This window comes from Rickettsia finnyi (genome assembly GCF_049668125.1).
Lineage (GTDB): Bacteria > Pseudomonadota > Alphaproteobacteria > Rickettsiales > Rickettsiaceae > Rickettsia > Rickettsia kotlanii.
On the sequence record NZ_CP187160.1, the window covers coordinates 1,240,091 to 1,251,630 of the forward strand.

The window sequence follows — 11,540 nt, forward strand, 5'->3', positions numbered from 1 at the left end:
CATTATTCTTAACATATATCACTAAAAGTTTCTGCTTGCACTTCCTTTCAGTCTTCCTGTTATCGTGTCATGTATATACTCCTGGTAAATAAAAATTGCTAGACGAGCATAAATATTCATTGATTCTTTCTATTAAATAATACACTAATTATTGTAAGCTATAATTTGCTACCATTCCTGCGTCCTTATTTATGTCATTCCCGCAAAAATGTTGTTGTGTGGATCGGTTTTTCCATCATTGTGAGAAAATTTACAATAGTAAATTGATGAAGCAATCTTGGGAAGAATTCCTGCGATGGCCATGCTCACTAACGTTCGCTCGCAATGACGACTTGGTATCTATGCAACAATGCCTCACAGGGATGACATCGCGCAGACTTTCGGATTCAATAATACTTTGCTAAAATAACCTCAAACTAACAATTACTTATGAAATTAATTATTACCGTAATCATCATGGAAATACTCGCTGGAGCGGAAATAGATTTATTCGTTCCAAGTTTTCCTGAAATACAAGATACATTCAACCTTTCAACTTGTATGACAGAGTTACTACTTGGTATTAATCTCACTGCTTATTGTATTACTTCGCTTATAGTCGGTAATTTAGGAGATAGGTACGGACGCAGACCGATTATTATACTTGGTTTACTGATTTTTAATCTTGGTAGTTTATTTTGTGTATTTGCAAATAATTATGCAACTATATTATTTGGAAGATTTTTGCAAGGATGCGGGATATCATCGGTTGCAGTGCTAGTATATGTTGTTCTTGCCGATATTTATTCGGTACAAGAACAGCAAAAATTCATGGGCATTTTAAACGGCACTATTGCCCTTTCTATGGCAATAGCACCGGTTATAGGTAGCTACGTCAATTTATTTTGGGGCTGGCGTGGCAATTTCGTTTTGTTGCTTATAGTAGGTTTGATCAGCCTAATTCTTGGTATATTATTTATGCCAAAAAGAGAAGTTAATAAAAAAATACGTATTGCTTTAAAAGAATATATACCTATCTTCAAATCGCCAAAAGCTATATATTATATACTTACAATGATATTTCTTACACAAGGATATTGGATATTTATTGGGATTGCTCCTATTTTATATATGCAAGATTTAGGTGTAACTTTAGAATATTTCGGACTTTATCAAGGAGCAATGGCAGCTCTATTCTCAATTATGAGCTTTTCAAGCGGTTATTGCTTTAAAAAATTCGGTATTAAAAATTGCTTCTATTTTGGAGTTATATTTATAATACTATTTCTACTAGGAAATAGCATATTAGTTGTATATAATATTAATAATCCTTTAACCATAACAATAGTTACTTTATTATTATCTCTTGGCGTGATATATCCGATTAACATATTATGGCCCTTGCTTTTAGAAGCTATTCCGGACGGTAAAGCTCGTATGACGGCTATTTTCACTGCGGCTAGATTGATTTTAACGGCATTTGGGCTGCAATTAGTAGGATTTTTATATAACGGTACTTTTACTCCTCTTGGCATTACTATATCCAGTGTTACGCTATTTGGGTTAGTAACATTACCTAAATTATTTAAGTACGATAAAGTCTTTGAGATTTCTAGTAACGTGTAGATGTCTTTTGTCATCAATTGTGTCATCATTGCGAGGGAAAACTGTAAGTTTTGACGAAGCACTCTCAGGAATTTGTCATTATTTCATAAGATTGCCACGCAGCCTACTACGGCTGGCTGCTCGCAATGACAAAAAAGCTGATTCACGCAGGAATAACCTAGAAACGGATGTAAGAAAAAATAAATAAATGATCAATAACAATTTTATCTTCAAGATAGCTTTCAGATATTTTAGAGCTAAGAAAAACGAAAAGTTTGTTTCTATTATTTCTGCCTTTTCTTTAGTAGGCGTAATGATCGGCGTTGCAGCATTGATAGTAGTCATGTCCGTTATGAACGGTTTTCATATAGAGCTTACTAAAAATATTATCGGCTTAAATGGGGATATAGTGATAAATCGGCAAGGTGGTAGTATTGATCACTATGAAGAGATTAAAGCCAAACTCCTAAAACAAGATTATGTAAAGCATGTCACATTCATTGCTCACGGTCAAGCTTTGGCTCTTGGTAAAAGTAATAATAGCGGTGTGCTTATTAAAGGTATGAAATTAAAGGATCTAAGTGTAAGAAACGAAATCTTTAAAAATGTAAATTTTGGTAGTTTTGATAATTTTCATGGCAAAAACGTAATAGCACTCGGAGAACAATTAGCAAGCAATTTAGGCGTAACCGTTGGGGATAAGATTAGATTAATTTCACCGAATTCAGTTTCTACCACCTTTGGCAGTATACCAAGATCAAAAGAATTTAAAGTTATAGCAATTTTCAATAGCGGTATGTATGATTATGATTTGACAACGATATTAATGCCGCTTACCGCAGCACAAAATTTCTTATCTCTCGGCAACGATATTAATTTAATCGAAATTAATAGTCTAGATCCTGATAAAGCTCTCGCATATTCATATAAAATACAATCCCTATTAGGTCCAACCCTATATGTATTTAATTGGCAAACCTTAAATTCACAATTTTTAAGTGCTCTTGCTGTTGAGCGTACGGCTATGTTTACTATTCTATCTTTAATTATTACAGTTGCCGCATTTAATATTATTTCAAGCTTATTTATGCTTGTTAAAGATAAAACTTCAGATATTGCAATTCTTAGAACTATGGGAGCAAGCACTAAGCAAATAATGCTTATTTTTATCTATAACGGAATGTTTATAGGATTACTTGGCACAACACTAGGTGTAATCCTTGGTGTTACCTTTTCTTATAATATTCAAACTATCAAGAATTATTTGGAGCGTATAACCGGTACTAAAATTTTCGAGGCAGCTATTTATTTTCTTTATAGTTTACCTTCAAAAGTAAGAGCTGAGGATATTATTTTAATTACCTCTTTATCTATAATATTGTGTTTTCTTGCAACAATTTATCCTTCTTATAGAGCCTCAAAATTAAATCCCGTGGATGCCCTAAGATATGAATAATACAGTCCTCATTTTAAAAAATATCTCAAAACATTACAGCCAAGGCAAAATTATTGTTAGAGTACTAGATGATCTTAATCTAACGGTTAATGAAGGTGAATTAATCGCTATAATAGGTTCTTCAGGTAGCGGCAAATCAACTTTACTACATATTGCCGGCTTGCTTGATAAACCTACAAACGGTCAAGTCATCATACCAAATAGCAAGTATCAAAAATATCATCTCATTCGTCTTCATTATTTAGGTTTTATCTATCAACAACATCACTTACTTAAAGATTTTACTGCTCTTGAAAATGTTATTATGCCAAGGCTTATTAGTGGTCTTGATCAAAAAGAAGCAATAGAAGATGCAATAAAGATATTAGATGATTTAGGACTTGGGGAAAAACTCTATAATATGCCCGGAGAATTATCGGGAGGAGAACAACAACGGATCGCTATAGCTCGGAGCTTAATTAATAAGCCGAAAATTATTTTAGCAGATGAACCGACAGGTAATTTAGATCCCAAAACTACAAATGAAGTATTTAATTTATTTTTAAAAGTAGCAAGAGAACAAAATACCACAGTTATTATGGTAACACATAACCATGAGTTAGCACATAAAATGGATAAATTATATAAGCTAAAGCACGGATTATTAAATATAGCTTGATTTAAAGCTCAAAAATTCTAATAATTATATGTAGGTTCTGTGAAGATTTCTAAAAAGATTTAATTTTGGCTCTTTTTTGCTGCAAATTATAAGATTTTTTTGAAATATGAATAACTATTCCTTACAAAAACCTTATTAAGGTTTGCTAAAAAATATCTTAAAATAGTAAATCAATTAGAAATTTTCACAGAACCTAATATTCTTTTAATAAAGGTTAGTAATGGCTGAGCCTATTATATTTACTCTTTTACTTGGAGATGAAGATCGGATATTAGAGAAAATAAACAAGCAGGAAGCTCAAAATAAACTGCCTATTATCCGGCTAGAAGTTAATAAAGCATCACATATACCCGATAAAGAACGTATTTTTTCGGAGATCTTACAAGAATCCCGCAAAAAGGGCAAAACACCGATTTTTAATATTCAACTTAATAACAATAATATACAACCTATTTTAAAGGTACAAGATTTAATTAATTTACAAAATTTAAATATAAAAACTACTATTACTTTTGATCAATATAATTCATTACCCCAAAATTCTGCACTAGAAGCTTATTGGAAGCAAATTATGAAAAAAATTGATCATGTTTTTTTTACAAATGAAGCAGATCAAAATTTATCTATAGCCGATGGTATAGTACCAAAAGATAAAACCACTACAATTATGGATATAAGTTTAGTAACATCTGTTTTTAACAATCTTGTATATGATCGTAAAATTGATCAATTACTTTCTGGTACAATACCTGATAAAGAAAAGCTAGATAAAATAATAAAAAACGCTAAAAATCAAGGCGGTAGAGTGATTATAGAAACTTGGCCTCTTTCTGCAGACGAAGCAATAAATCTTATCACTGCTAAATTCGGTATTACCTCTGAAGATCAAATTTACGGATTGAAACTCGAAATTAATGAAATCTTAAAAGATTCAAATAATGCTGCTGAAAACTTTAAAAAATATGTATCACAAATATCTAGGCAATTTCAAAAAGATTTAGGTAAAACTGAAGTAAATCCTATTGACTTTAATTTTAATACAAAGAAAGTTATGAATGATAGACCTAAGGATATACAAGTAGAACAAACAACATCATATGAACCTCCAAAAGCAAACCAACCACAACCGCAAGGTTTTTTTAAAAGAATCTTTAACTATTTTAAAGAAGCAATATTCGACAAAAAAGAAGAACCTAAAACTCACGAATCAACAACTCCAACTACGGAAGCAAAGCCGACAATAACAGAAGAACCACTAACCACTGTTGCATCTTCTATAAATCCACCGCAACAGCAAGCTCCCGCTAATAATCAAACACCATGGGGGAAATTAGGAATTCCACAGGAAATGTATAAGGAATCTCTAAAAGCAGAACAACAATTAGCCAAACCAATAATAGATCCAAAACAGCAGATATCTGAAAAAAAATCATCACCGGTTATAAATACTGAAGATCAAGTTGGTGTTTATAATACAGGAAATATAAAACAACCTACTTATTTATACACTGAAGATGATATAAAAAATATATTGGAAGCAAATATAGATAAGAATATGTTCTCTATATTTCATCATGCCTCTTTAGAAGAGCCGGCAATACTAAAAGATACTCTTCGTGTTACAGTAGAGGGTTTAATACTAGATAATAAGCCTGCAATTATACCACTAAATACAGGACATAAACATTGGTTACTCTTAATGGCTAGTAAAGATGATAAAGGTAATATAAACTTTATGTATAATGATCCTTATGGTGAGCCATTGGAATCTCGACCAAAAGTAACAGAATATATTACCGAAATTTATCCCGATGCAAAAATAACAGATCTAAATACCAAGCAACAAGAAAATGTATATGATTGCGGAGTTTTCGTATGCGATAGTGCGATAAAACTCTCAAAAGGGCAAAAAATTCTAACTACTGAAGAATCTAAAGAACAAGGTATAAATTTAAGGAAAGCTCAAGCTAATATATTATTAATACAGCAACAAGCAATAGCGATTGGACACGAATCACGCAAGACATCATCTACAAATAATAAATTTCAAAATCTTATTAACAGCCGAAAAACAAAAGATACTGAAAGGAGTAGTCGATAACAAAAAAACATTAGGCAAAATCTATAATTACTAATATAATTATTTATAGTTAATTGAGATTTAAACAAAGAATGACTATCATACTTGCGATCGTTATTATAATAATGATCGCCTTATCTGCTTTATTTGCCGCTACCGAAACTGCTATTACCGCTTCTTCCCCAGGGAAGATTCATAAGCTTAAAATCGCTGGTAATAAGCGTGCTAAAACAGTTTTAGAGGTTCTTAAGAAAAAAGAAAAGGTCATAGGAACTTTATTAATAGGTAATAGTTTAATCAATACTGTTTGTACCACTATTGCTACTACTCTCTTTATTAGCTTTCTTGGAGATAATGGACCCATTATTGCTTCCGGCGTTATGGCTTTTATAATTATTGTTTTTGCCGAAGTAGTACCGAAAGCAATAGCTGTTGCTAAACCTGAACAATTAGCATTAAAAATGGCTTCAACTATCGTAATATTTTTAAAGCTTTTCAAACCTATTAATATTGCTCTTGATTACATTACAAAAATATTTTGCTTCATATTTCGTATTAATTTAAATCCTCAAATATCAGGAACTGAAGAAGTAAGAGGTGTGATTGAGCATTACCATCAAGAAGGCGGAGTTTATAAATCTGATCGTAATATGCTGGGCGGGATATTAGATATACGTAATATGACGGTATCAGAAATTATGACTCACAGAAGTAGTATTATAGCCCTTAATATCGACCTACCTCATGAAGTGATAATTAAAACTTTATTATCGGGTGCTCATACACGTATACCTTTGTGGCAAGATAATAGAGATAATATAATAGGGATTCTCAATCTAAAAGATTTGCTTAAAGCATTATACAAAAATAATAATGATGCAAAAAAAGTTGATATTAATAAACTTCTAACCCCACCTTGGTTTATCCCTGAGAATGCACTTGTAGTAGACCAGCTACATGCATTTAGAGAACGTAATAATCATTTTGCTTGTGTTGTAGATGAGTATGGTACTCTACTAGGTATTATTACTCTTGAAGATGTTATAGAAGAAATCGTAGGCCCCATTACTGATGAACACGATAGACTTAATCATGAAATCATCAAGAAGTCTAATACCGAGTTCATTATAAAAGGAACTACGACTATTAGAGATATTAACCGAGAACTTGATTGGAATTTATCAGATGAAGATGCAAACACTATAGCAGGATTAATAATCCATAAAATTGCTAGAATTCCAAATCAAGGGGAAGTAATTGAAATATTTAATTTCAAGGTAATTATTTTAAAGAAAATTGCCAATAAGATTGATAGCGTAAAAATTACCGTATTACCTACTACCGAGGGAACAATAAGCAGTGAGTGAAATCGGTAATTTTTTACTGCTAACAACAATGTGCTTGTCGGTTATCGGTTTGTCTTTTGTCTTTTATGTCATTCCTGCGAAAGTGGGAATCCATAAAAAATTTCTATGTTATATACTGGATTCCCGCTTTCGCGGGAATGACAACTACCTCATTACTTTCCCCTTCTACATAGCTGCCTCATGTGCTATACTTGCCTTTTTTACCCTAGTCTATGCTTTTATTATCTCTGACTTTTCACTACAAAATGTTTTCTTAAATTCCAGTACTTTAAAACCTTTAATATATAAAATAGCCGGTAGTTGGTCAAGCCACGAAGGCTCAATGTTATTATGGTTTTGTTTATTACAAATCGTTAGTTGCTATTATATATTTTTACTTGAAGATAACCGTCTTAAATTTTTATCTATTATTATTCTATCAGCCATACAATTATTTTTTAGTAGCTTTATTTACTTTACCTCCAATCCTTTTAACGTGTTTTCTTTCGTTCCTAAAGAAGGGTTAGGCTTAAACCCGATGCTACAAGATATTGCTTTGAGCATCCATCCTCCTCTGCTTTATTTAGGCTATGTTAGCTATGTAGTACCGTTTACTATTGTCTGTGCCTCTATGTCATTCTCATACCCACTTATGTCATTCCCGCAAAAGCGGGAATCCATTAATGACATAAGACTTCTCAAAACATTTTCCAATATCGGTATCTTATTTACTACCATAGGAATTAGCCTTGGTTCTTGGTGGGCATATAGAGAACTCGGCTGGGGCGGATTTTGGTTTTTTGATCCGGTAGAAAATATTTCACTCTTTCCTTGGTTATCCGGAATTATGCTCCATCATTCTATAATTGTAACAACAAAAACCGGACGTATGCAAAACTGGACGATAATTTTATCCATCATTACTTTTTTATTAGTAATATTTAGTACTTTTTTAGTACGTTCCGGTTTTATTACCTCAATTCACTCTTTTGCATTCTCACCTGAGAGAGGAATATACTTGCTTGGGATATTTTTGATTGTGGGGATTGGTAGTATTGGGTTGTATACTACCACGTCATTGCGAGGAAATGCATTAGCATTGACGAAGCAATCTCAGGAAACTCACCGAGATTGCCACAGCAACTTTCGTGGCTTCGCAATGACGAATTGTGGGGACTCCATACTCCTCGGTAATATATTCCTCCTTCTTAGCCTTATTGTGCTAATAGCTGCCACACTTTATCCACCAATTTACTCTTTATTCGACGATAAACCTATTATTATTAGTAAAACATTTTTTGTTAATAATTTTATTATATTTGTTATCCCTATTCTTGGTACCATAGGATTATTTACTACCAGAAGCTCTATTAAACAACATATTATAATGCTAATATTATCTCTAATAATTACTTATTTAATATCATTAAAAGTAACATTTAGTGTTATATCGATTTTAACTATAATCGCATCTATATTTCTTATGCTTCATAATATTCATTATCTTTTGGTTAAAACTAATTATTGTAGAAATAGACTTAAAGCAAGTAACGCTAGTATGATCCTTGGACATTTTGGTTTTGCACTAATTAGTTTTAGTATTACTATGAATACATTATTACAAAGTGAAATGGATTTTACCGGCAGAGTAGGAACAAGTAAAACATTTAACGAATTTAAAGTAACATTGCAAAATATTAAGTTTGCTCAAGGTAAAAATTATTATAGACAGATCGCTGAATTTTGGCTTGAGGATAATAGCCATAATATCACTATATTAAAGCCGGAAAATAGGCTTTATATAGTTGAAAAGAGTTTATCGCAAGAAAGTGATATATACTCTTACTTATCATATGATCTTTACGCAGTTTTAAGTAATATAGACGGCGATATAATCCATGCTAAAATATATTACAAGCCAACGATGAGCTTTATTTGGCTTGGAATTATTCTTACCGCGTCCGGTTTTTTTATTGCACTAATCAGAAAAAATTCTAGCTAATTTGAATCATCACATTTAAGGTTTAAAATTTTTATACTATTCGAATGATCAGCTCCGAATTGTTCTATCTGATTATTACGGAATTTTTCATACCAAAATTTCTTAGGTAAAGTACAACTTAGCTTTAGCGGCCACAAAATACATATTACTTATTGCATACACATTTTTCATATTTTCTTTATAGTTATTCCAATATATATTTTCAGCAGTAGCATAAGTATCTATCGCCTCCTCATTTTGATTAAGTAACACTAGTGCATCCCCTTCAGCAACAAACGTTTTTGCCAAATCTATATCCGGTGATATAATAATCTCTTTGTTAGGTCTAGTTGGATCATTAAGCAAAATTGCTTTAGCTTTTATTATTCTAGAGCTTCGGTAACATCACCTAAACCTAGTTTTGCTCTTGATTTTTGGGTAAAAATTCGTCCAAATACTTGATTTCCCTCTTTTTTACTCGACTTATTCATATCATATACTTGTTCTAATAAAGAAAGAGCTTCCTGATGTTTCTTAAGATTATTTAATACATCTAATTTAATGAGATATGAACCGGTAAGCAATAAATCTTGAGGTTTCATCCCGTTTTCGATACAAGCATTTATAGTATCGTCAATTCTTCTTAATGCTTCATAATTTTTACCTTGGATATTAAATAATTTAGCTTTTGCATAATATATAGTTGTAGTTGCTATGTCAGTTTGATCTACTAGACTTTGATTGAACATATCTGCCATCATTTGGATATTTTTTCTGCTTCTTCTAGCTTTCCTAGCTGAATATTGGATATAGCCGAACCGAAAACTACATTACATTTCATGGAATCATATCCTTTCACTTCATCAAATACCTGCCTAGCTTTCATATCATATTCAATTGCTTTTTTAGGATCTGACCAAGTTCTATAATACCACCCTATGCGTCCTAAATATGCAGCATAAGCAAATTGCTCTTCATTATTCATTGTCCATAATTTAAATTTACCTTTTTGATCGTTTCTATCAAACCAATTTACTAATTTTTTTGAGTTATATAAATCGAAAGAATTAGCATATTGTATTAATAAATTGATAACTCTAAAATTTTATATATCGTATTTTTCTGCATTTTTTGTAATTAATCCGGTATAGTTTTAGCATTTCTAAAAATACGCCCCTTGACTAAACTTTTAGGTATAGAATTTAAAAGATTAGTAACACTACGTTCAAGATATTCTTTATTTCCTTTATCTCCATTTATTTGTAATATTTTTTCAGTTATAACATCATGCATTTCAAATATTGGATCAACTTCATTAGGTTCAATATTAGAGATCAAAGCAAATTTAGAAAGCTGATAAATATTATCATCTAGACTATGCTTATCTTCAGTAATAGAATTTAATAATTCTTTTGAAAAACTTTGATTATTAAGCGATGCTATCCCAAGTAATCTCTTGGCACTAGGCTTTAATTCATTGCTAATAAGTTTTATATTTAGCTCAATTTTATCCTTAGAGGCTTTTATCTTTTTCTTGTATTTTCTAAGTTTAAACCTTGTATTTGATTTAATATTTGTGCTCCTTGAACTACGAGAATCGGCTAACCTCCAAATGCTTGAGTCAAAAAATTTATTAATTCTGGATTTTTATTTTCCAATATATTTTTTGCAAGTAATACAGCTTCCGGCTTAGTGAAAGCGTTTGCTTTGATTATGTTAGATAATAATTCATCGTCTTGGGAAAAAAATATAATATTACCGTTATACTCCCAATTAATAAAATCTTCTATTTTCTTATTCTCGCCTATTTTTAAATTATCAAACACCAATAACCATTTATCTTTACTTGCTAGATAAACCCTTAAATCTTTCTTCATCACTGCCATATCTTCTGAAATCACCAGTAATTTTACCTCGGTATTAATAGTTTTAGATAATTTGAGTAATTGCTGCGCCATATTTAGATTACAATCAATCAACCAAATTATGTTATAGTTATCTTTATTTTCATAAGCGTACATTCTAGCAAGCTGCATTTTACCCATACCGCTTACCCCTACTACACTAGATTGCTTATTTGGATATTTGACTTTGAGCAAATATACTTCCGCTTATTAGAAGCATAATAATCACTAATATATTTTTTTTCATAATATTTATGAATTAAATTCTTAGCTGTAAAATTTATATCTCTTCGACTAGAAGTCAATAAAATTTGAGGTTAGTAAAGGTATTGCACGGGGTGGAAAAGTAGGTGATGTCATTCTCGCATAGGCGGAGGGTTGTTGTATGACTCGTTTATGTCCTTCCCGCGAAAGCGGAACTCCAGTAATTTAAAGATTATACACAATAAGTTTATAAAATTAAAAGCTCGATTTATCTCACTTTTTTCTGGATCCCCGCCTACGCGGGGATGACATATAGTAGGTTTTTTC

The 11,540-nt window shown here is 31.5% G+C and carries 11 protein-coding genes; 6 read left to right on the top strand and 5 right to left on the bottom strand.

All coding sequences use genetic code 11. From position 1 onward, the window contains the following. The first annotated feature begins 429 nt into the window (after positions 1–429). The 6 genes from ACPKKV_RS07000 (at position 430) to ACPKKV_RS07025 (ending at position 9,126) form a co-directional block, all read left to right on the top strand. Positions 430–1,605 carry a multidrug effflux MFS transporter gene (locus ACPKKV_RS07000; protein WP_392505526.1) on the top strand — a complete coding sequence of 392 codons (1,176 nt, stop codon included), beginning with the start codon at positions 430–432 and terminating at the stop codon, positions 1,603–1,605. Between the two features lie 187 nt (positions 1,606–1,792). Beyond that, positions 1,793–3,040 (top strand): lipoprotein-releasing ABC transporter permease subunit, encoded by a 1,248-nt coding sequence (locus tag ACPKKV_RS07005; protein ID WP_392505527.1) that lies wholly within the window; start codon positions 1,793–1,795, stop codon positions 3,038–3,040. Next, positions 3,033–3,698, top strand: a complete 666-nt coding sequence (locus ACPKKV_RS07010) for an ABC transporter ATP-binding protein (RefSeq protein WP_392505528.1) — start codon at positions 3,033–3,035, stop codon at positions 3,696–3,698. The genes ACPKKV_RS07005 and ACPKKV_RS07010 overlap by 8 nt, the downstream gene beginning before the upstream one ends. Before the next feature lie 220 nt (positions 3,699–3,918). Then, a complete protein-coding gene (locus ACPKKV_RS07015) occupies positions 3,919–5,799 on the top strand; it encodes a Ulp1 family isopeptidase (protein WP_392505529.1) in 1,881 nt (626 codons plus the stop codon). Positions 5,800–5,870: 71 nt separating this feature from the next. After that, entirely contained in the window at positions 5,871–7,145 is a 1,275-nt protein-coding gene (locus ACPKKV_RS07020) for an HlyC/CorC family transporter (protein WP_392505530.1), read from the top strand. After that, positions 7,138–9,126, top strand: coding sequence for a heme lyase CcmF/NrfE family subunit (locus ACPKKV_RS07025; protein WP_392505531.1), 1,989 nt, complete (start codon positions 7,138–7,140; stop codon positions 9,124–9,126). The genes ACPKKV_RS07020 and ACPKKV_RS07025 overlap by 8 nt, the downstream gene beginning before the upstream one ends. A gap of 102 nt (positions 9,127–9,228) precedes the next feature. Here the strand turns inward: ACPKKV_RS07025 and ACPKKV_RS07030 are convergent, their stop codons facing one another. The 5 genes from ACPKKV_RS07030 to ACPKKV_RS07050 all read right to left on the bottom strand — a co-directional run bounded on the left by ACPKKV_RS07030 (position 9,229) and on the right by ACPKKV_RS07050 (position 11,204). Further along, complete coding sequence (locus ACPKKV_RS07030) at positions 9,229–9,471, bottom strand: hypothetical protein (protein ID WP_392505532.1); 243 nt, start codon at positions 9,469–9,471, stop codon at positions 9,229–9,231. Positions 9,472–9,488: 17 nt separating this feature from the next. Beyond that, a complete protein-coding gene (locus tag ACPKKV_RS07035) occupies positions 9,489–9,854 on the bottom strand; it encodes a tetratricopeptide repeat protein (protein WP_392505534.1) in 366 nt (121 codons plus the stop codon). 8 nt (positions 9,855–9,862) lie between these two features. Beyond that, positions 9,863–10,090 carry a hypothetical protein gene (locus ACPKKV_RS07040; RefSeq protein WP_392505535.1) on the bottom strand — a complete coding sequence of 76 codons (228 nt, stop codon included), beginning with the start codon at positions 10,088–10,090 and terminating at the stop codon, positions 9,863–9,865. A 152-nt stretch (positions 10,091–10,242) separates the two neighbouring features. Beyond that, positions 10,243–10,443 carry a hypothetical protein gene (locus tag ACPKKV_RS07045; protein ID WP_392505536.1) on the bottom strand — a complete coding sequence of 67 codons (201 nt, stop codon included), beginning with the start codon at positions 10,441–10,443 and terminating at the stop codon, positions 10,243–10,245. Between the two features lie 263 nt (positions 10,444–10,706). Beyond that, positions 10,707–11,204, bottom strand: coding sequence for a hypothetical protein (locus tag ACPKKV_RS07050; protein ID WP_392505538.1), 498 nt, complete (start codon positions 11,202–11,204; stop codon positions 10,707–10,709). Positions 11,205–11,540 lie beyond the last annotated feature (336 nt).